The organism is Pseudomonas sp. ZY71 (assembly GCF_036542145.1).
GTDB lineage: Bacteria > Pseudomonadota > Gammaproteobacteria > Pseudomonadales > Pseudomonadaceae > Aquipseudomonas > Aquipseudomonas koreensis_A.
This window is the reverse complement of record NZ_CP144274.1, coordinates 1,319,034-1,340,862: the sequence shown is the minus strand read 5'-3', so window position 1 is coordinate 1,340,862 and position 21,829 is coordinate 1,319,034. Positions and strand designations below refer to the sequence as shown.

The 21,829-nt window shown below is 58.3% G+C and carries 17 protein-coding genes; all 17 read right to left on the bottom strand.

The window, feature by feature from the left end; genetic code table 11:
• Positions 1-165: 165 nt before the first annotated feature.
• The gene (gene eno, locus VY732_RS05735) at positions 166-1,455 is read right to left on the bottom strand and encodes a phosphopyruvate hydratase (RefSeq protein WP_007908839.1); all 1,290 of its coding nucleotides are present in this window, start codon (positions 1,453-1,455) and stop codon (positions 166-168) included.
• 157 nt (positions 1,456-1,612) lie between these two features.
• Positions 1,613-2,458: a 3-deoxy-8-phosphooctulonate synthase gene (gene kdsA, locus VY732_RS05730; RefSeq protein WP_331694887.1), complete on the bottom strand. Its 846-nt coding sequence runs from the start codon at positions 2,456-2,458 to the stop codon at positions 1,613-1,615.
• 5 nt (positions 2,459-2,463) lie between these two features.
• On the bottom strand, positions 2,464-4,095 hold the full coding sequence (locus VY732_RS05725; protein WP_007908841.1) for a CTP synthase: 1,632 nt from the start codon (positions 4,093-4,095) through the stop codon (positions 2,464-2,466).
• Between the two features lie 274 nt (positions 4,096-4,369).
• A complete protein-coding gene (gene tilS / locus VY732_RS05720; RefSeq protein ID WP_331694886.1) occupies positions 4,370-5,698 on the bottom strand; it encodes a tRNA lysidine(34) synthetase TilS in 1,329 nt (442 codons plus the stop codon).
• Positions 5,699-5,830: 132 nt separating this feature from the next.
• Positions 5,831-6,778, bottom strand: coding sequence for an acetyl-CoA carboxylase carboxyltransferase subunit alpha (locus VY732_RS05715; RefSeq protein WP_038357918.1), 948 nt, complete (start codon positions 6,776-6,778; stop codon positions 5,831-5,833).
• Between the two features lie 139 nt (positions 6,779-6,917).
• The gene (gene dnaE / locus VY732_RS05710; protein WP_077571324.1) at positions 6,918-10,439 is read right to left on the bottom strand and encodes a DNA polymerase III subunit alpha; all 3,522 of its coding nucleotides are present in this window, start codon (positions 10,437-10,439) and stop codon (positions 6,918-6,920) included.
• Positions 10,440-10,515: 76 nt separating this feature from the next.
• Positions 10,516-11,142, bottom strand: a complete 627-nt coding sequence (gene rnhB / locus VY732_RS05705) for a ribonuclease HII (RefSeq protein ID WP_007908845.1) — start codon at positions 11,140-11,142, stop codon at positions 10,516-10,518.
• 11 nt (positions 11,143-11,153) lie between these two features.
• Positions 11,154-12,284, bottom strand: a complete 1,131-nt coding sequence (lpxB, locus tag VY732_RS05700) for a lipid-A-disaccharide synthase (protein ID WP_077571323.1) — start codon at positions 12,282-12,284, stop codon at positions 11,154-11,156.
• Between the two features lie 2 nt (positions 12,285-12,286).
• Positions 12,287-13,063, bottom strand: a complete 777-nt coding sequence (gene lpxA, locus VY732_RS05695; RefSeq protein WP_007908847.1) for an acyl-ACP--UDP-N-acetylglucosamine O-acyltransferase — start codon at positions 13,061-13,063, stop codon at positions 12,287-12,289.
• Positions 13,060-13,500, bottom strand: a complete 441-nt coding sequence (fabZ, locus tag VY732_RS05690) for a 3-hydroxyacyl-ACP dehydratase FabZ (protein WP_003222142.1) — start codon at positions 13,498-13,500, stop codon at positions 13,060-13,062. Before fabZ ends, lpxA begins: the two co-directional genes overlap by 4 nt.
• A gap of 106 nt (positions 13,501-13,606) precedes the next feature.
• Entirely contained in the window at positions 13,607-14,662 is a 1,056-nt protein-coding gene (lpxD, locus tag VY732_RS05685) for a UDP-3-O-(3-hydroxymyristoyl)glucosamine N-acyltransferase (RefSeq protein ID WP_331694885.1), read from the bottom strand.
• Between the two features lie 3 nt (positions 14,663-14,665).
• Positions 14,666-15,169 carry an OmpH family outer membrane protein gene (locus tag VY732_RS05680; RefSeq protein ID WP_007908849.1) on the bottom strand — a complete coding sequence of 168 codons (504 nt, stop codon included), beginning with the start codon at positions 15,167-15,169 and terminating at the stop codon, positions 14,666-14,668.
• A gap of 45 nt (positions 15,170-15,214) precedes the next feature.
• Positions 15,215-17,590, bottom strand: coding sequence for an outer membrane protein assembly factor BamA (gene bamA / locus VY732_RS05675; protein ID WP_077571321.1), 2,376 nt, complete (start codon positions 17,588-17,590; stop codon positions 15,215-15,217).
• Positions 17,591-17,664: 74 nt separating this feature from the next.
• Positions 17,665-19,017, bottom strand: coding sequence for a sigma E protease regulator RseP (gene rseP, locus VY732_RS05670; protein ID WP_116028746.1), 1,353 nt, complete (start codon positions 19,015-19,017; stop codon positions 17,665-17,667).
• Between the two features lie 54 nt (positions 19,018-19,071).
• Complete coding sequence (ispC, locus tag VY732_RS05665) at positions 19,072-20,262, bottom strand: 1-deoxy-D-xylulose-5-phosphate reductoisomerase (protein ID WP_077571319.1); 1,191 nt, start codon at positions 20,260-20,262, stop codon at positions 19,072-19,074.
• The gene (locus tag VY732_RS05660; protein ID WP_038357900.1) at positions 20,259-21,065 is read right to left on the bottom strand and encodes a phosphatidate cytidylyltransferase; all 807 of its coding nucleotides are present in this window, start codon (positions 21,063-21,065) and stop codon (positions 20,259-20,261) included. Before VY732_RS05660 ends, ispC begins: the two co-directional genes overlap by 4 nt.
• A complete protein-coding gene (gene uppS / locus VY732_RS05655) occupies positions 21,065-21,820 on the bottom strand; it encodes a polyprenyl diphosphate synthase (RefSeq protein WP_007908854.1) in 756 nt (251 codons plus the stop codon). Before uppS ends, VY732_RS05660 begins: the two co-directional genes overlap by 1 nt.
• Between the last annotated feature and the right edge of the window lie 9 nt (positions 21,821-21,829).

Sequence of the window (21,829 nt, the reverse complement as noted above, 5' to 3'; positions counted from 1 at the left end):
TCAGGTATCCAGTGAAAAAAGACAGCCACGCCAAAACTTTGAAGCATCTGATAGCACGAAGCCTGGAAGACCCAGGCTTGTGCTGTTAAGGCATCAGATTAGTGGCAAATCCATCGCTGTCACGACTTTTTCGACACAATCCGGTGTCCTTCCATCGATTTGTACTTAGCCGCGAAACTCGCTGCGACCGTTGTACTTGGCCTTGCCATTCAACTGCTCTTCGATACGCAGCAGTTGGTTGTACTTGGAAACGCGGTCGGAACGGCACAGCGAACCGGTCTTGATCTGGCCAGCCGAGGTGCCCACAGCCAGGTCGGCAATGGTCGAATCTTCGGTTTCGCCCGAACGGTGCGAGATCACTGCGGTGTAACCGGCAGCCTTGGCCATCTGGATGGCTTCCAGGGTTTCGGTCAGGGTGCCGATCTGGTTGAACTTGATCAGGATCGAGTTGGCGATGTTTTTATCGATGCCCTCTTTCAGGATCTTGGTGTTGGTCACGAACAGGTCGTCGCCTACCAGTTGAACCTTCTCGCCGATCTTGTCGGTGAGGATTTTCCAGCCAGCCCAGTCGGACTCGTCCAGACCGTCTTCGATCGAGATGATCGGATAACGTTCGGTCAGACCTTTCAGATAGTCAGCGAAACCTTCAGCGGTGAACACCTGGCCTTCGCCGGACAGGTTGTACTTGCCGTCTTCGTAGAATTCGCTGGCCGCGCAGTCCAGCGCCAGGGTCACGTCGGTGCCCAGCTTGTAACCGGCGTTGGCCACAGCTTCGGAGATCACTTTCAACGCGTCTTCGTTGGACGCCAGGTTCGGTGCGAAACCGCCTTCGTCGCCAACGGCAGTGCTCAGGCCACGGGCCTTCAACACAGCTTTCAAGTGATGGAAAATCTCGGTGCCCATGCGCAGACCTTCCGAGAAAGACTTGGCGCCAACCGGCTGCACCATGAATTCCTGGATGTCGACGTTGTTATCGGCGTGCTCGCCACCGTTGATGATGTTCATCATCGGTACCGGCATCGAGTAGACACCCGGAGTGCCGTTGAGGTTGGCGATGTGTGCGTACAGCGGCAGGTCCTGGTCCTGTGCTGCAGCCTTGGCCGCAGCCAGGGACACCGCGAGGATGGCGTTGGCGCCCAGAGTTGCCTTGTTTTCAGTACCGTCGAGCTTGATCATCGCGTGATCCAGGGCTTTCTGGTCGCTTGGGTCGGTGCCCAGCAGCAGATCGCGGATCGGACCGTTGATGTTGGCTACCGCTTTGAGCACGCCCTTGCCCAGATAACGGCTCTTGTCGCCATCACGCAGCTCGAGCGCTTCACGCGAGCCAGTGGATGCACCGGACGGCGCGCAAGCGCTGCCGATGATGCCGTTGTCGAGAAGCACGTCCGCTTCCACGGTGGGATTGCCACGGGAGTCGAGAACTTCACGACCTTTGATGTCGACGATTTTTGCCATTGTTGTAAACACTCCAAAGTTGACGAAAACGACGCAGCTAGAGGAAATCTTTTTACCGTCGGCAAGGGGTGTGCAGCGGGCAGACTTGCAGACGATAACGCTCATGCCCGAGGGCATGAGCGACAAATCGTGCGGTACTTTACCGGAGAATTGAGGTTTACGCGGTTTCTACCGTCGGAAAACTCTTCACCAGTTCGTCCAGAGCTTTGAGCTGGGCCAGGAATGGCTCCAGTTTGTCCAGACGCAAGGCGCAAGGGCCGTCGCATTTGGCGTTGTCCGGATCCGGATGCGCTTCGAGGAACAGACCCGCCAAGCCCTGGCTCATGCCAGCGTTGGCCAGATCCAGAACCTGTGCACGGCGACCGCCGGCGGAGTCGGCGCGACCGCCAGGCATTTGCAGCGCATGGGTCACGTCGAAAAATACCGGATACTCGAACTGCTTCATGATGCCGAAGCCGAGCATGTCGACCACGAGGTTGTTGTAGCCGAAGCTCGAACCACGCTCGCAGAGGATCAATTGATCATTACCCGCTTCCACGCACTTGTTCAGGATGTGTTTCATTTCCTGAGGCGCGAGGAACTGGGCTTTCTTGATGTTGATGACTGCGTTGGTCTTGGCCATCGCGACAACCAGATCGGTCTGGCGCGACAGGAAGGCCGGCAGTTGAATGATGTCGCAAACCTCAGCGACGACCGCGGCCTGCTCAGGCTCGTGGACGTCGGTGATGATCGGCACGCCGAAGGCTTGTTTGATGTCCTGGAAGATGCGCATGCCCTCTTCCAGGCCAGGACCACGGTAGGAGGTCACAGAAGAACGGTTGGCCTTGTCGAAACTGGCCTTGAACACGTAAGGGATACCGAGTTTTTCGGTGACTTTTACGTACTCTTCGCAAACCTGCATGGCCATGTCACGGCTTTCCAGCACGTTCATGCCGCCGAACAGCACCATGGGTTTGTCGTTGGCAATCTCGATATCGCCGACGCGGATGATCTTTTGAGCCATCGGGGTTACGCCTTCTTCTGGTGTTGAGCCAACGCTGCCTTGACGAAACCGCTGAACAGCGGATGGCCATCGCGTGGTGTCGAGGTGAACTCTGGGTGGAACTGGCAAGCAACGAACCATGGGTGATCGGCCGCTTCAACCACTTCAACCAGCGCGGCATCAGCGGAGCGACCAGAGATTTTCAGGCCGGCTTCGATCAGTTGTGGCAGCAGGTTGTTGTTCACTTCGTAACGGTGACGGTGACGCTCGACGATCACGTCCTTGCCGTAGCAGTCGTGCACCTTGGAGCCGGCTTCGAGCAGGCAGTCCTGAGCGCCGAGGCGCATGGTGCCACCCAGGTCGGACGACTCGGTACGCACTTCAACGGCACCGGTAGCGTCTTCCCACTCGGTGATCAGACCGACAACCGGATGGCCGCTGGCGCGATCGAACTCGGTGGAGTTGGCGTCTTTCCAGCCCATCACATTACGGGCGAACTCAATGACCGCCACTTGCATACCGAGGCAGATACCCAGGTACGGAACCTTGTTTTCGCGAGCGTACTGAACCGCAGTGATCTTGCCTTCCACGCCGCGCAGACCGAAGCCGCCCGGTACGAGGATCGCGTCGACACCTTCGAGCAGCGCAGTGCCCTGGTTTTCGATGTCTTCGGAATCGATGTAACGCAGGTTGACCTTGGTGCGGTTGCTGATGCCGGCGTGACTCATCGCTTCGATCAGCGACTTGTAGGCGTCCAGCAGCTCCATGTACTTGCCGACCATGGCGATGGTCACTTCGTGTTCCGGGTTCAGCTTGGCGTCAACCACCGCTTCCCACTCGGACAGATCAGCGCTGCCGCATTGCAGACCGAAACGCTCAACGACGAAATCGTCCAGACCCTGCGAATGCAGGATGCCCGGGATCTTGTAGATGGTGTCGGCGTCTTCCAGCGCGATCACTGCACGTTCTTCAACGTTGGTGAACTGAGCGATCTTGCGACGCGACGAGATATCGATCGGGTGATCGGAACGGCATACCAGCACGTCCGGCTGCAGACCGATCGAACGCAGCTCTTTTACCGAGTGCTGAGTTGGTTTGGTCTTGGTCTCGCCAGCGGTGGCGATGTACGGCACCAGCGTCAGGTGCATCAGCATCGCGCGCTTGGCGCCGACTTCGAAACGCAGTTGGCGGATGGCTTCGAGGAACGGTTGCGACTCGATGTCACCAACAGTGCCACCGATTTCAACCATCGCCACGTCAGCGTCACCGGCACCTTTGATGATGCGGCGCTTGATTTCGTCGGTGATGTGCGGGATCACCTGGATGGTCGCACCCAGGTAGTCACCACGGCGCTCTTTGCGCAGCACGTGCTCGTAGACACGGCCAGTGGTGAAGTTGTTGTTCTGGGTCATGGTCGTGCGGATGAACCGCTCGTAGTGCCCCAGGTCCAGGTCGGTTTCGGCGCCGTCGTGGGTGACGAACACTTCACCGTGCTGGAACGGGCTCATGGTGCCCGGATCGACGTTGATGTACGGATCCAGCTTCAGCATGGTGACCTTAAGTCCCCGCGCCTCCAGGATGGCTGCCAATGAAGCCGATGCAATGCCTTTCCCCAATGAAGAAACAACACCGCCCGTGACGAATATGTAGCGCGTCATGAAAAACCCTAGAAGTCTGCGTTAAAGCGGTACGAGCCGCCGGGGAAAGCGAAGGAAGGCCGAAGCCCCCGATCACCTGCATTAATCACAGTGCACCTTTCAAAAAAACCGCCGCGTTGGGACAGACCGGCAGGTGAAACACCGGTACGTTGCTCGCTACACATTTTTTGGAATCGCCCAGCAAAGACTGCTTGGTAATCGGCAACTCCTGCAATTCAGGCGAATCCACAGAAGTTGTATCAAGAAGGGAGCGTAGTCTACCGGAATGCTCCTTTCAGCTCAAACCTTGATCTTCGTCTGTTGGCTGCCAATGCAATTTCCAGCCCTCGTGCATATCGCCATCAAGTCCCGGCAGGTTCGCCACCGCGAGCAATTCATCGTCGCGAAACAGCAGCGGCAATCTGCCACGGACGAAGCCCGGCACCGCGCGCTCATTGAGCAGGCGCTTGAGATCACGGTGACCGCGATCCCCCAGATGCATGACCTCACCGCCCTGACGATAGGCAATGCACAGCGGCCCGGAAGGAGTCTGCCCGCTGAACATGACACGTCCGTTATCGGCCAAGCGTAGCGCTGACGCCGGGCTCTGCCACTCGCACGCGATCACTGGTGAACGCAGCCAGTCACCGCTGAGCCACCACACACGACCGGCGCTTCGGCGCAACTCACCGTCGGCCAGGCGCCAAACGGGTGAAGCGTCGTGGCCGGCTTCGCAGAGATCGGTCCAACCCGACCAATGGTCAGTGTCGGGCAAACGGGTCAGCGGTTCGAGCCAATGGCTGATTACATTTCGTTGACGCGCAGCAGACAGCGCAGCCAGCGGCGCCAGTTCCAGCGAAGGCAGCCCCAGCCATTCGAAATCATGCGCGGTGGCGGCGGTTGTCAGATCGATCTGCGCCAGCTCATCCAGCAACCCTTGGGCTTCACGCAGGTGCGTGGCACTGCGAGCCATGCTTGTCTGCGCTTGCGGCCAGCGCTCGGTCAGCAACGGCATGACCTGATGCCGCAGGTAATTGCGCGAAAACTGTCGATCCTGATTCGACGGGTCTTCAATCCAGCGCAATTGATGAGCCTGCGCATACGCCTCCAGCTCGGAACGAGAGACGTCCAGCAACGGGCGAATCAGCATGCCCTGCCCCACTGGCCGCTGTGCAGGTATCCCCGCCAATCCGCGCACACCGGCACCACGCATGAGTCGAAACAACAGCGTTTCCGCCTGATCATCGCGATGCTGACCTGTCAGCAACAGATCATTGGCTTGCGTCAGTGAACCGAACACAGCGTACCGCGCATCCCGCGCCGCTCGCTCCAGACTCGCACCCGGCTGCACCCTCACCCGCTCAATCAGCAACGGCACCCCCAGCGCATCACAGACAGACTGGCAGTGTTGTGGCCACGCATCAGCCGCAGCCTGAAGACCGTGATGGATATGAACAGCGCTTAACGGGGGGAGAGATTCGGTTTTTGCGAGATCGGCGAGCAGATGCAGCAGGACGGTGGAGTCGAGACCACCAGAGAAGGCAATGCGCCAATGAGCGGCATTGCGCCAAGGCTCAAGGTTGCGCAGAAGCCGGGAAGGCAAATCAATCATGGACTGACCCATATCTAACTCTTTGCCCCAAAACAAATGTAGGAGTGAGCCTGCTCGCGATAGCGGTGTGACAGCCAACACATTGGTTGAATGTTACGCCCTCATCGCGAGCAGGCTCACTCCTACAGAGGTATTGCGTTCGACTTAGAGACCGTAGCTCATCAGTCGATCATAACGACGCTTCAACAGCGCTTCGTTATCGAACTTCTTCAGCATCGCCAGTTGCGAGCTCAGCTCGGCACGGATCGACGCAGCGGCGGCAGCCGGATCACGGTGCGCGCCGCCCAGAGGCTCGCCAATCACCTTGTCGACAATGCCCAGGCCTTTCAGACGCTCAGCGGTGATGCCCATCGCTTCAGCAGCATCCGGCGCCTTTTCAGCGGTTTTCCACAGAATCGAAGCGCAACCTTCCGGCGAGATCACCGCGTAGGTCGAGTATTGCAGCATGTTCAGCTGATCGCAGACACCGATCGCCAATGCACCGCCGGAACCACCTTCACCGATAACGGTGGCAATGATCGGGGTCTTCAGACGCGACATCACACGCAGGTTCCAGGCAATCGCTTCGCTCTGGTTACGCTCTTCAGCGTCGATACCAGGATAGGCGCCCGGGGTATCGATGAAGGTCAGGATCGGCATCTTGAAACGCTCGGCCATCTCCATCAGACGGCAAGCCTTGCGGTAGCCTTCCGGGCGCGGCATGCCGAAGTTGCGGCGCACCTTCTCCCGGACTTCACGGCCTTTCTGGTGACCGATGATCATCACCGGCTGGTCTTCCAGACGGGCGATACCGCCAACGATTGCCGCGTCGTCAGAGAAGTGACGGTCGCCGTGCAGTTCGTCGAACTCGGTGAAGATGTGCTCGATGTAATCCAGGGTGTACGGGCGTTTCGGGTGACGCGCCAGGCGTGCGATCTGCCAGCTGGTCAGCTTGCCGAAGATGTCTTCGGTCAGCGTTTTGCTCTTGTCCTGCAGGCGGGAGATCTCATCGCCGATATTCAGCGAATTGTCATTACCGACCAAGCGCAACTCTTCGATCTTGGCTTGCAGGTCGGCGATCGGCTGTTCGAAATCTAGAAAATTCGGGTTCATAGGCGTCCGTCTTGGGTCGTGTCCCAAATGAGCTTGGGCCGGCCGGTTGTCTATTCGCGCCCTACCTTAAGGGAGAGGCGCGCTGAGGTCGAGATTAAAAATTCAGGTTGCGGGCAAGCGCAGTGATGGCACTTGCCGGTCAACGGTATTGGAGGAAGACGTTGTCTCGCCCGAACTGGTCACGCAGGGCTTGAATCAAGGCATCCGCCGGGTCGATCCGCCAGGTCTCGCCAAACTGCAGCAAGGTCTTCGCATCCGGGCTGGTGTACTCCATGGTGATCGGGCAAGCGCCGCGGTGACGCTTGAGCAGATCGCCCAACCAGCGTAGCTGATCGCCTTTCAAGTCCTGAGTCTGAAGCTTCAGACGCAGGCTTTCGGCCAGGTTGGTCCGGGCGTCTTCCATGCTCATCACGCGCTTGACCCGCAGCTTCAGCCCCCCGGAGAAGTCGTCATTGCTGACCTCGCCTTCGACGACCACCATCGCGTCAGTCTGCAACAACGACTGCGCCGCATGGAACGACTCGGAAAACAGCGAGGCCTCGATGCGTCCAGAGCGGTCATCCAGGGTGATGAACCCCATCTTGTCGCCCTTCTTGTTCTTCATGACCCGCAGCGCAATGATCATGCCTGCGACGGTCTGGGTATCTCGCGCCGGTTTCAGATCAATGATGCGCTGGCGGGCGAAACGACGGATTTCACCTTCGTATTCATCAATCGGGTGACCGGTCAGGTACAGGCCCAGGGTGTCTTTCTCTCCTTTGAGCCGCTCCTTGAGCGTCAACTCCTTGGCCTTGCGATGGTTGGCGTAAACGTCAGCGTCTTCTTCGACGAACAGTCCACCGAACAGGTCCGAGTGCCCGCTGTCCTGAGTGCGTGCAGTTTGTTCGGCGGCCTTGATCGCCTCTTCCATCGCCGTCAGCAGCACCGCGCGGTTGCGGTCGATGTTGGCTTGGTAGGCTTTTTGCTCATCGTGGAAGTACGGGCCAAGGCGATCCAGAGCACCGCTGCGAATCAAGCCGTCGAGCGTGCGTTTGTTGATGCGCTTGAGGTCGACCCGGGCGCAGAAATCGAACAGATCCTTGAACGGCCCTGCCAGACGCGCCTCAGTGATCGCCTCAACCGGCCCCTCGCCAACGCCTTTGATCGCGCCCAGGCCATATATGATCCGGCCCTCATCGTTCACCGTGAACTTGAATTCCGAAGTATTCACATCCGGCGCGTCGAGGCGCAGCTTCATGGTGCGAATTTCTTCGATCAAGGTCACGACCTTGTCGGTGTTGTGCATATCCGCCGACAGTACCGCAGCCATGAACGGCGCCGGGTAGTGCGTTTTCAGCCAAGCGGTCTGATAGGAAACCAGACCATAAGCGGCGGAGTGAGACTTGTTGAAACCGTAACCGGCGAATTTTTCCACCAGGTCAAAAATGTTACCCGCGAGATCAGCGTCAATATTGTTGGTCTTGCAACCTTCAATGAAGCCGCCGCGCTGCTTGGCCATTTCTTCGGGCTTTTTCTTACCCATGGCGCGACGGAGCATGTCCGCACCACCTAGTGTGTAACCGGCCATGACCTGGGCAATCTGCATCACCTGTTCCTGATACAGGATGATGCCGTAAGTCGGCGCCAACACAGGCTTGAGTCCTTCGTATTGGTAATCGGAGTGCGGATACGCCAGCTCGGCGCGACCGTGCTTACGGTTGATAAAGTCGTCAACCATGCCCGATTGCAGTGGGCCCGGACGGAACAGGGCCACCAGTGCGATCAAGTCTTCCAGGCAGTCGGGCTTGAGCTTTTTGATCAGCTCTTTCATACCTCGGGACTCAAGCTGGAACACCGCTGTGGTTTCAGCTTTTTGCAACAACGTATACGTAGGCTTGTCGTCGAGCGGGATGAACGCAATGTCCAACGGCGGCTCGTTGACCTTGGCCCGGTCGCGGTTGATGGTTTTCAGCGCCCAGTCGATCACCGTCAGCGTACGCAGACCGAGGAAGTCGAACTTCACCAGACCGGCCGCTTCAACGTCGTCCTTGTCGAACTGGGTTACCAGACCGTCACCGGCCTCGTCGCAATAGATCGGCGAAAAGTCAGTCAGCTTGGTCGGCGCGATTACCACACCACCGGCGTGTTTACCGACGTTACGCACCACGCCTTCGAGCTTGCGCGCCATCTCCCAGATTTCCGCAGCCTCTTCATCAACTTTGATGAAGTCACGGAGGATCTCTTCCTGCTCGTAGGCTTTTTCCAGGGTCATGCCGACTTCGAACGGAATCATCTTCGACAGACGATCCGCCAGGCCATAGGACTTGCCCTGCACCCGCGCCACGTCACGCACCACAGCTTTTGCCGCCATGGAACCGAAGGTGATGATCTGGCTGACCGCGTTACGGCCGTACTTCTCGGCCACGTAGTCGATCACGCGGTCACGACCGTCCATGCAGAAGTCGACGTCGAAGTCGGGCATCGAGACCCGTTCCGGGTTAAGGAAACGTTCGAACAGCAGGTCGTATTCCAGCGGGTCAAGGTCGGTGATCTTCTGTACATAAGCCACCAACGAACCGGCACCCGACCCACGCCCCGGACCTACCGGCACGCCGTTGTTCTTGGCCCACTGGATAAAGTCCATAACGATCAGGAAGTACCCGGGGAAACCCATCTGGATAATGATATCCAGCTCGAAATTCAGCCGGTCGACGTAGACCTGACGCTTGGCTTCGTAGTCTTCGGTGGTGTCTTTGGGTAGCAGCACCGACAAGCGTTCTTCGAGACCGTCGAAGGAGACTTTGCGGAAATATTCGTCGATGGTCATGCCATCGGGAATCGGGAAGTTGGGCAGGAAGTGAGTGCCCAGTTTCACTTCGATGTTGCAGCGCTTGGCGATCTCGACGGTGTTTTCGATGGCGTCGGGAATATCGCTGAACAGCTCGATCATCTCCTCGGCGCTTTTCAGGTATTGCTGATCGCTGTAATTCTTCGAACGCCGCGGATCGTCGAGGGCGCGGCCCTCACCGATGCACACGCGGGTTTCGTGGGCGGCGAAATCTTCCTGCTTGATGAAACGTACATCGTTGGTCGCCACCAGCGGCGCGCCGAGTTTGTCGGCGAGGGCGACGGCACCGTGCAGTTGCTCTTCATCGTTAGGACGGTTGGTGCGCTGGATTTCCAGATAGAAACGATCCGGGAACACCGCCATCCATTCACGCGCCAGCACTTCGGCTTCGGCCGGATTGCCGCCGATCATGGCCATGCCGATCTCGCCTTCTTTGGCGGCGGACAGCATGATCAGGCCTTCGTTGGCTTCAGCAACCCACTCACGCTCGACAATGATCATGCCGTTGCGCTGACCTTCGATGAAACCGCGCGAGATCAACTCGGTGAGGTTGCGATAGCCCTTGGCGTTCATCACCAACAGGCTGAGCCGGCTCAGCGGTGCGTCCGGGTCCTTGTTCGACAGCCACAGGTCGGCGCCGCAAATCGGCTTGATGCCCGCGCCCATGGTGTTTTTATAGAATTTGACCAGAGAACACATGTTGTTCTGGTCGGTGACCGCGACCGCCGGCATGTTCATGGCCGTCAGCGCCTTGACCAGCGGCTTGATCCGTACCAGCCCGTCGACCAGGGAGTATTCAGTGTGCAGGCGTAGATGAACGAATGAAGCCGGCATAGTGATCCTGTCCAGTTACATAGAGACAACAAGGCCCGGATTGTACCGGGCCTCGAACAAAACATCAGCCTTGCGACTAAACCTGCGTCAGACCTTCCAGCGCTTCATAAGCCTGACGCACCGGGGCGAACGAGCGCCGATGAATCGGCGTCGGGCCAAGACGCACCAAGGCTTCCAGATGAACGGGCGTCGGATAGCCTTTATGGCCACCGATGCCGTAACCCGGGTAGATCAATTCGAACGCAGCCATTTCACGGTCGCGACTGACTTTGGCCAGAATCGACGCCGCAGCGATAGCCGGGACCTTGCCGTCGCCCTGCACCACCGCTTCGGCGCGCATCGGCAGTTGCGGACAGCGGTTGCCGTCGATCATCGCCAGTTTTGGCTGAATGTGCAGGCCGGCCACCGCGCGCTGCATGGCCAACATGGTTGCGTGCAAAATGTTCAGCTCGTCGATTTCTTCAACTTCGGCGCGGGCAATGCACCAGCTCAGGGACTTCTCGATGATTTCGTCGTAGAGCTTTTCGCGCTTGGCTTCGGTGAGTTTCTTCGAGTCGTTGAGACCGAGGATCGGCCGGTTCGGATCGAGGATCACCGCCGCGGTCACCACCGCACCGCACAAAGGGCCACGACCGACTTCATCAACGCCGGCCACCAGTTCTTCAACTTCGGCGACCAAGGTGAAATCCAGGCCCATCTGCATGTTTGTCTTGCTCATCGTGTCTGACCGATCAGGTTGAGGACGGCGTCCGCCGCCTGATTGGAGGCGTCCAGCCGCAATGTGCGGTGAATCTCATCAAAGCCGCGCGTCTGTTCTTCGCCACCTTCGATCAATGGCGACAGGGTCTGCGCCAGTGCTTCGACCGTTGCATCATCCTGCAACAATTCCGGCACCAGCAGACGCTGGGCCAGCAGGTTCGGCAAGGACACGTACGGGCTCTTGACCATGCGCTTGAGAATCCAGAACGTCAGCGGTGCCAAGCGGTACGCCACCACCATCGGGCGCTTGTACAGCAACGCTTCAAGGGTGGCGGTGCCGGAGGCGATCAACACGGCGTTGCACGCAGCCAGAGCCAGATGGGATTTGCCGTCGAGCAAGGTCACCGGCAGATCACGGCCGGCAAGCAACTCTTCAAGCTGCGCACGGCGCTCCGGGTTGGCACACGGGATGACAAAGCGCAAACCCGGGCGCAACGCACGCAGGCGTTCGGCAGTATCAAGGAACAGCGCACCCAGTCGAGACACTTCGCCGCCGCGACTGCCGGGCATCAACGCCACCAGCGGGCCGTCGGGCAGGCCCAGCTCGGCACGGGCCGCAGCACGATCGGCCTCCAATGGAATGGTATCGGCCAGGGTGTGACCGACGAACCGCACTGGCACGCCCTTCTCTTCGTAAAATTTTGCTTCGAACGGCAGCAGCGTCAGCATCAGGTCACAGCCTTCGCGGATCTTCAGCACACGCTTCTGCCGCCACGCCCACACCGAAGGGCTGACGTAATGCACGGTTTTGATCCCGGCCTGACGCAGCTTCAATTCAATGTTGAGATTGAAGTCCGGCGCGTCGATACCGATGAACGCGTCGGGCTTCTCGGCGATGAGCGTGGCGATCAGGTCCTTGCGGCGCTTGAGCAATTCACGCAAACGGCCGAGGACTTCCACCAGGCCCATGACCGACAAGCGCTCCATGGGAAAGTAGGACGTCAGCCCTTCGGCCTGCATCAACGGGCCGCCGACGCCGATGAACTCGACCGCCGGATGCTGTGCCTTGAGCGCGCGCATGAGGCCGGCGCCGAGAATGTCACCGGAAGCTTCACCCGCCACCAGCGCAATACGCAGATTGGCCATGATCAGCGAGTGATGCCGCGAGTCGACGACTGAATGGAGTCACGGAATATCGCGACTTCCGGGAACTGCGCAGCAGGCTCGGCCAACTCGGCCAATGCCTGTTCAACCGTAAGGCCTTGGCGATAGACGGTTTTGTAAGCGCGACGCAGGGTGTGGATCGCGTCCTCGCTGAAACCGCGACGGCGCATGCCTTCGAAGTTCATGCTGCGTGCTTCGGCAGGGTTGCCGAACACGGTGACGAACGCCGGAACGTCCTTGCCGATGGCGGTGCCCATGCCGGAAAAGCTGTGGGCGCCGATATGGCAATACTGGTGAACCAGGGTGAACCCGGAGAGAATCGCCCAATCATCCACGTGCACATGGCCGGCCAACGCGGTGTTGTTGACCAGAATGCAGTGGTTGCCGATGACGCTGTCGTGACCGATATGGGCATAGGCCATGATCAGGTTGTGATCGCCCAGCGTGGTTTCCGAACGGTCCTGAACGGTGCCACGGTGGATCGTCACGCCTTCGCGGATGACGTTGTGGTCACCGATCACCAGACGGGTTTCTTCGCCTTTGTATTTCAGATCGGGCGTGTCTTCGCCTACCGAGGAAAACTGGTAGATGCGATTGTGCTTGCCGATGCGGGTCGGGCCTTTGAGGATTACATGCGGCCCGATCACGGTACCCTCGCCGATTTCCACACCTGCGCCGATGATCGACCACGGGCCGACCTCGACGCCATCAGCCAGGACGGCCGATGGATCGATGATTGCGCGAGGGTCAATCAAACTCATAGCTTGCGTTCCGCGCAGATGATTTCAGCCGAGCAGACCGGCTTGCCATCGACCGAAGCCTGGCATTCGAACTTCCAGATCTGACGCTTGCAGCTGATGAACTTGGCTTCAAGGATCAACTGATCGCCCGGCAACACCGGCTGGCGGAAGCGCAGCTTGTCGGAACCGACGAAGTAATACAGGGTGCCGTCCGCCGGTTTGACGTCGAGCATTTTGAAACCGAGGATCCCGGCAGCCTGAGCCATCGCTTCGATGATCAGTACGCCCGGCATGATTGGATGCGCCGGGAAGTGACCATTGAAGAACGGTTCATTGATGCTGACATTCTTGTAGGCGCGAATGCGCTTGCCTTCAGTGTCCAGTTCCACCACCCGGTCCACCAGCAGGAACGGGTAACGGTGAGGCAGGTATTCGCGAATCTCGTTGATGTCCATCATTTCGGGGGGAAGCCTATGTAAAGATTGGGAGCGCGACTGACGCGCACTCCTCTAGCAAATCAAGGAGGCAGTCTAGAGGCTGTGCACACTTGATATGGAAATGGTATCAGCCATCTGATGAAGCATTGCCGTCAGGGGTCACTTCCCCTACGCGCTTTTCCAGCTGTTTCAACCGTCGCGCGATGTCATCGAGCTGACGGATGCGGGCCGCGCTTTTGCGCCATTCGGCCGCCGGTTGCATGGCTGTGCCGGAAGAATAGGCGCCTGGCTCGGTAATCGAGTGGGTCACCATGGTCATCCCGGTCAGGAAAACGTTGTCGCAAATATCAATGTGGCCGACCAGGCCAACACCGCCAGCGAGCATGCAGTGCTTGCCGATTTTGGTGCTACCGGAAATGCCAACACACGCGGCCATGGCGGTGTGATCACCAACCTGAACGTTGTGGGCGATCTGGATCTGGTTGTCGAGCTTCACACCATTGCCGATCACGGTATCGGCCAGAGCGCCGCGGTCGATGGCGGTATTCACGCCAATCTCGACATCGTCGCCGATGGTCACGCCACCGATCTGCGCGATTTTCTGCCAGATACCTTTTTCGTTGGCAAAGCCGAAGCCTTCACCGCCGAGCACGGCACCGGACTGAATCACCACACGCTTGCCGATGCGCACGTCGTGATACAGCGTCACGCGCGGGGCAAGCCAGCCGCCTTCACCGATTTCGCTGCGGGCACCGACAACGCAATGCGCGCCCAGTGTCACTTGCGCACCAATTCGCGCACCGGCCTCGATCACCACAAATGGGCCGATGCTGGCGGTTGGATCAACCACCGCGTCCGCCGCAATGACCGCTGACGGATGAATACCCGCAGTGGCTTTTGGCTTGGGATCGAACAGATGAGAGATTCGCGCGTAAGCCAGGTAAGGATCCGGCACCACCAACGCATTACCGGAAAAACCTTCGGCATCAGCTTCTTTGAGCAGCAATGCAGCTGCCTGCGAGCCGGCCAGATATTTGCGATATTGAGGGTTTGCCAGAAAGCTCAACTGAGCTGGGCCAGCCTCTTGCAAAGTGGCTAGCCCAGTAATTTTCGTCTCAGGGTCGCCACGCAGGGTGGCGCCGAGGAACTCGGCCAACTGGCCGAGCTTGATAGTCACGGTCATGGGTTACTTCAGCTGATTCATGCGCTCGATTACCTGGCGCGTGATGTCGTACTGAGGTTTGACATCGATGACTGCGCCACGCTCGAACACCAGGTCAAAACCACCTTTCTTGATGACTTCTTCCACTGCGCTGTCCAGCTTCGGCTTCAGTTGCTTGAGCATTTCGCGGTCGGCAACAGCTTTGGCTTCGTTCAGCTCTTTGGACTGGAACTGGAAGTCGCGGGCCTTTTGCTTGAATTCCAGCTCCAGACGCTCACGCTCACCTTGCTGCATTTTGTCGCCACCGGCCATCAGACGATCCTGAATACCCTTGGCGCTGCTTTCCAGCGTTTTCAGCTTGGTCAGTTGCGGACCGAACTTCTTCTCGGCATCCACGGCGTATTTCTTCGCAGCGTCGGATTCCAGCAAAGCCATCTGATAGTTCAGAACGGCAATTTTCATGTCGGCAAATGCCGGGCCTGCCACCATCAAGGAGGCCAGGAGAACCAATTGAGTCAACTTACGCACGATGCACTCCTACAAAATCCATTGTCGTTATCTTGGGTCAGACACTTAGAACGTCTGGCCGAGGGAGAATTGGAACACTTGAGTTTCAGCCTCATCCGGCTTCTTGATCGGCATGGCCAACGCGAAGCTCAGAGGACCCAGTGCGGTGACCCAGGTCACACCCACACCAACGGAACTGGCCATGTTGCTCAGGCTGATGTCGTTGCACTTGGTGTTCGACGTCGAGCCGTTCGCATTGGTAGTGTCCTTGCACTGCGAGTCAAATACGTTACCCACATCCCAGAATACCGAAGTACGCAGGGAACGCTGATCTTTCACGAATGGCAGCGGGAACAGAACCTCGACACCACCCTGGATCAGGACGTTACCACCGAACGGCAGTGGATCCTGATCCGGGTCAGCCAGCGTACCCGGGTTGTTACCACGGCTCGGCGTACTGCGCGGGCCAAGCGTACTGTCCTTGAAGCCACGAACCGAGTTGAAACCACCAGCATAGTAGTTTTCATAGAACGGCAAGCCGTCGGTTCCACCGTAGCCATCGCCATAACCCAGCTCGGTGTGCAGACGCAGGGTGTAGTTTTCGCTGATCGGCTGGAACAACTGACCACGGTAATCGAGTTTGTAGAAAGACAGATCGCTACCTGGAATGGTCGATTCCAGCGTCAGGCTCTGCGAACGACCACGGGTCGGCAGCACGCCTTTGTTCAGGGTCGATTCGGACCAGCCGGCCGAAGCCTTGAAGTTCAGGTACTTGTCGCCTTCCTTGTTAACGAAGTCGAAAATCTCGTCAACGGTGTAAGTACCGGTCTTGATCTCGTCCTGCTGAACCGACAGACCAAAGGTCAGACGCGAAGTCTCGCTGATCGGGTAGCCAACGTTCACGCCGGCACCCAGGCTGTCTACCGCATAGCTTGCTACGTCGACGTCGAGGTCTTTGTAGTCAGTGGTGCGATAGAACGCGTTGTAACCCAGGCTCACGCCATCGGCAGTCCAGTACGGGTCAACGTAGCCGAAGTTGTAGCGGCTCTGGTATTCGCTGCGAGTCAGGCCAATGCTGACGCGGTTACCTGTACCAAGGAAGTTGTTCTGGGTGATCGAACCACCGAGGATCAGACCGGCGCTCTGGGCGAAACCGACACTGGCGGTAATCGAACCGGAAGCCTGTTCTTCAACGGCATAGTTCACGTCAACCTGGTCGTCGACACCCGGAACAGCCGGGGTTTCGACGTTGACTTCTTTAAAGAAGCCCAGACGCTCAAGACGGGTCTTGGACTGGTCGATCAGGTAAGTCGAAGCCCAGCCACCTTCCATCTGACGCATTTCACGACGCAGCACTTCGTCTTCGGACTTGGTGTTGCCACGGAAGTTGATGCGGTTGACGTAGGCACGCTTGCCCGGATCGACAGCAAACAGGATGTCCACAGTGTGGTCGTCATCGTGTGGCTGAGGAACACCGTTGACGTTGGCGAAGGTGTAGCCCTCGTTACCCAGACGACGGGTGATCAGCTCGGACGTGGTGGTCATCAGTTTGCGCGAGAACACCTGCCCCTTCTGCACCAGCAGCAGGGACTTGACCTGATCTTCAGGGACTTTCAGATCACCACTGAGCTTGACGTCACGAACGGTGTACTTCTCGCCTTCGGTGACGTTGACAGTGATGTAGACGTGTTTCTTGTCTGGGGTGATCGACACCTGCGTCGAAGCGATATCCATGTTGATATAGCCACGATCCAGGTAGTAGGAACGCAGACGCTCCAGGTCACCGGACAGTTTTTCACGGGCGTACTTGTCGTCGTTCTTGAAGAACGACAGCCAGTTGGTGGTTTTCAGTTCGAACAGGTCGGTCAGGTCTTCCTCAGGGAAAACCGTGTTGCCCACCACGTTGATGTGCTGAATGGCCGCAACGGTGCCTTCGTTGATCTTCACTTTCAGGCCAACACGGTTACGCGGTTGCGATACCACTTCGGTATCGACCGTAGCCGAGTAGCGACCTTGCGCGACGTACTGACGTTGCAGCTCGTTACGCACACCTTCGAGGGTGGCACGCTGGAAGATTTCGCCTTCGGCAAGACCGGATTGCTTGAGACCTTTCATCAGGTCTTCAGTCGAGATCGCCTTGTTGCCTTCGATTTCGATACTGGCGACCGACGGACGCTCGACGACCGTGATGACCAGAACGTTGCCTTCGCGGCCCAGCTGGATATCTTGAAAGAAACCGGTTTTGAACAACGCACGAGTGGATTCCACCAGGCGACGATCATCCGCCTGCTCACCGACGTTCAACGGCAAGGCACCAAAGACGCTACCCGCGGAGACCCGCTGGAGGCCATTGACGCGAATATCAGAGATAGTGAAGGACTCGGCGTGAACTTCGGCGATCATCAATACGGTGAGAACCGCAGTTAGCAGCAGACGTTTCATGAAGTCCTTTCTTATTCCAACTGGCAATAAACAAACTGCCGCAAAATGCGGCAGATTCGCAATTCAGCGAAGCGTTACAGTCGACCCAGATCGTTGACCAGAGCAAGCAACATCACCCCGACCACCAAACTGATACCGATCTGTATCCCCCAACCTTGCACCCGATCCGACAAGGGACGACCACGCGCCCACTCGATCAGATAAAACAACAAATGCCCCCCATCCAGTACAGGAATGGGCAGCAAATTCAGAACTCCCAGGCTAATACTCAGATAAGCAAGGAAATTCAGGAAATCAGCGACGCCCGACTGGGCAGAAGCGCCCGCCACTTTAGCAATGGTTATCGGTCCACTCAAGTTTTTTACCGAGAGCTCGCCGAACAGCATTTTCTTCAGTGAATCGAGTGTCAGAATGCTCATGGTCCAAGTGCGACGGGCACCCTCGCCAATCGCGGCCAACGGGCCATAACTGACCTCGCGGATCATCTCCGGTGGCCAGTCGACAGCTTTTACGCCCGCACCCAGATATCCGCTAGGCGATTTGCTTTCACCGCGCGCTGCCAGCGTTACAGGGACGTCGATTTGAGCACTGTCACGCTCGATACGCAGCATGATTTTGGTATCAGGACGCGTACGAACGGTATCAACCACTTGCTGCCAGTCATTCAGCGCCTGACCGTCGAGGGCCAACAGGCGATCGCCAGTCTTCAGGCCGGCCGCCTGGGCCGGGCCTTTCGGATCAAGCTCAGCCAACACCGGCGGCAACGCCGGGCGCCACGGGCGAATACCCAGAGAACGAATCGGATCCGGCTCATCTGCGCCTTTGAGCCAGTTGTCCAGCTTCAGCTCACGCGGCGTATCCGCCGACGAGCCTTGCTCACGCACCAGCAACTGCAGAGAACCGCTTTCACCAAGGCGTCGCACCAATTGCAGATTGACGGCGGCCCAACCGGTAGTCGGCTCACCATCGACAGCAACAATTTCCTGACCAGCGTTCAAACCGGCACTGGCGGCGATACTGCCGGATTCAACTGCACCAATGACCGGGCGAATCTGCTCGCTGCCGAGCATCGCCAATACCCAGAAGAACACCAACGCCAACAGAAAGTTGGCAATGGGCCCGGCCGCAACAATGGCGATACGCTGGCGTACGGATTTGCGGTTGAACGATTGATCTAGCTGATCAACCGGAACTTCACCCTCACGCTCGTCGAGCATTTTGACGTAGCCGCCCAGCGGAATCGCGGCAACCACAAACTCGGTGCCTTGCTTGTCGTGCCAGCGCAGCAACGGCATGCCGAAGCCTACGGAGAAACGTAGAACCTTGACGCCACAGCGACGCGCGACCCAGAAGTGGCCGAATTCGTGAAAGGTGACCAGCACACCCAAGGCGATCAGGGTGCCGGCAATCATATAGAGCGCGCTCATCTACTTTCTCCGCAATCCTGTTCAGTGCCGCGTGTAGCCATTGTCTTGCAAATTCTATCGATCGTGACGCTTCAACCACTGTTCTGCCAGAACTCGTGCCTTGGCATCTGCCGTAAACACGGCTTCGAGATCTGCCAGCGCAACCACCGGCTCGAGATCCAAGACCTCCTCGATGATACTCGCGATTTCCGGGTAACGGACCCGTCCGTCGAGAAACGCTGCCACTGCCACTTCGTTGGCCGCATTGAGCATCGCTGGCGCACTGTCGCCAGCCTCGGCAGCTTGCCGTGCCAGACGCAGGCAAGGGAAGCGCTCTTCATCCGGCGCCTCGAAGTCCAGCCGCGCGATGGCGAACAGATCCAGCGGTGCGACACCGGAATCAATGCGCTCCGGCCAGGCCAAGGCATTGGCGATCGGTGTACGCATGTCGGGATTGCCCAACTGCGCCAGCACCGAACCGTCGACATAATCGACCAGCGAGTGAATCACGCTCTGCGGATGAATCACCACTTCGACCTGCGAAGGTTTTGCATCAAACAGCCAACAGGCCTCGATCAGCTCAAGACCTTTATTCATCATGCTGGCCGAATCGACCGAGATCTTGCGCCCCATGGACCAGTTCGGGTGTGCACACGCCTGATCAGGTGAAACATGCGCCAGCTCACTCATCGGTGTCTGTCGGAACGGGCCACCAGAGGCTGTGAGTAAAATCCGACGAACACCCACCGAACTCAATCCACGGGCAAAATCCTGTGGCATGCACTGGAAAATCGCGTTGTGTTCGCTATCGATCGGCAACAATACCGAACCGCTCTTGCGCACTGCCTGCATGAACAAGGCGCCGGACATCACCAGCGCCTCTTTATTAGCGAGGAGTATCTTCTTGCCGGCCTCGACGGCCGCCAGGGTCGGGCGCAGACCTGCCGCACCGACGATCGCCGCCATCACCGCATCGACTTCCGGAGCAGCAGCGACCTGACACAGCCCCTCCTCCCCCACCAACACACGGGTCGGTAAACCGGCGGCACGCAAATCGTCCTGCAAGCCACGCGCGGCGGCGGCCTCGGGCACCACAGCAAATTGCGGCACATGGCGCACGCACAAAGCAAAAAGCTCACTGAGGCGCGTGAAACCACTCAACGCGAAGACCTGATAACGCTCAGGATGACGAGCAATGACATCCAGCGTGCTCAGACCGATCGAGCCCGTCGCACCGAGAACGGTAATCTGTTGAGGACGACTCACGGTGCCGCCATCCACAGCAGCACGGCAAATACCGGGATTGCCGCGGTCAGACTGTCGATACGATCAAGCACGCCGCCATGACCGGGCAGCAGATTACTGCTGTCCTTGATGCCGGACTGACGCTTGAACATGCTTTCGGTCAGATCGCCGACAACCGAGATAAAGACGATCAGCGCAGCGCCGATCAAGCCCTTAAGCAGCTCGGCGACGGTCCAGTCACGCACCAGACCGACAATCGCTGTAATCAGCAAACTCAGCGCCAGACCACCGTAGACGCCTTCCCAGCTCTTGCCTGGGCTGACTTGCGGAGCCAGCTTGCGCTTGCCGAATTTGCGACCAGAGAAGTAGGCACCGATATCGGCGCCCCAGACCAGCACCATCACGGCCATGATCAGCCAGTTACCCAGCGGGTACTGTTTGATTTGCACCAGGCCTTGCCAGGCCGGCAGCAGAATCAGCAGGCCGATGACCAGTTTGGTTGCCGCACTCGACCAATGCACGCTGGAGCGCGGATAGGTCAGCACCAGCCAGGTCGCCGCCGCCCACCACAATACAGACGCACCCAGCACCCACGGGGCAAGCCCGGGCAGGATGTACATGATGAACAACATGAACGCGACCACGGCGGCAAAACCCACGCGGAACGCTTGCCCGGTGAAGCCAGCCAGACGCGCCCATTCCCAGGCACCCAAAGTCACAACCAGACCGATAAACAAGGCAAAACCGGAGCCTTCCAGCAGGAAAAACCCGCACAAGGCGATCGGCAGCAGGATCAGTGCAGTGATGATTCGTTGTTTAAGCATTAAACCCGGGCTCCAGCTTCGACCTGTTCGCTCGTTTTACCGAAGCGACGCTGGCGCGAAGCGAAATCGGCCAGCGCATTGCGCATGGCATCGTGTTTGAAGTCCGGCCAGAACAGGTCGGAGAAGTACAACTCGGCGTAAGCCAGTTGCCACAGCAAGAAGTTGCTGATGCGGTGCTCACCACCGGTACGAATGCACAAGTCAGGCAATGGCAGATCGCCGGTCGCCAGACAGGTTTGCAGCAGATCAGGAGTGATGTCTTCCGGACGCAGGTGCCCGGCCTGAACTTCACGCGCCAGACGCTGTGCAGCTTGCGCGATATCCCACTGGCCACCGTAATTGGCGGCGATCTGCAGGATGAAACGGTTGGCACCCGCCGTCATCGCCTCGGCTTCACGCATTGCCGCCTGAAGCTCCGGATGAAAGCGCGAACGATCGCCAATGATGCGCAGGCTGATGTTGTTGTCGTTGAGGCGCTTGGCCTCACGACGCAATGCCTTGAAGAACAAGTCCATCAAGGCACTGACCTCATCGGCCGGACGCTGCCAGTTCTCACTGGAAAACGCGAACAGGGTGAGCACTTCGACCTTGGCCTCGGCGCACACCTCAATTACCGCACGCACAGCATCCACGCCCGCTTTATGCCCGGCGACACCCGGCATAAAGCGTTTTTTCGCCCAGCGATTGTTGCCATCCATGATGATCGCGACATGGCGCGGCACCGCGGACGGCGCAGTCTGCTTGGTCTTGTCCATTAAAAGCTC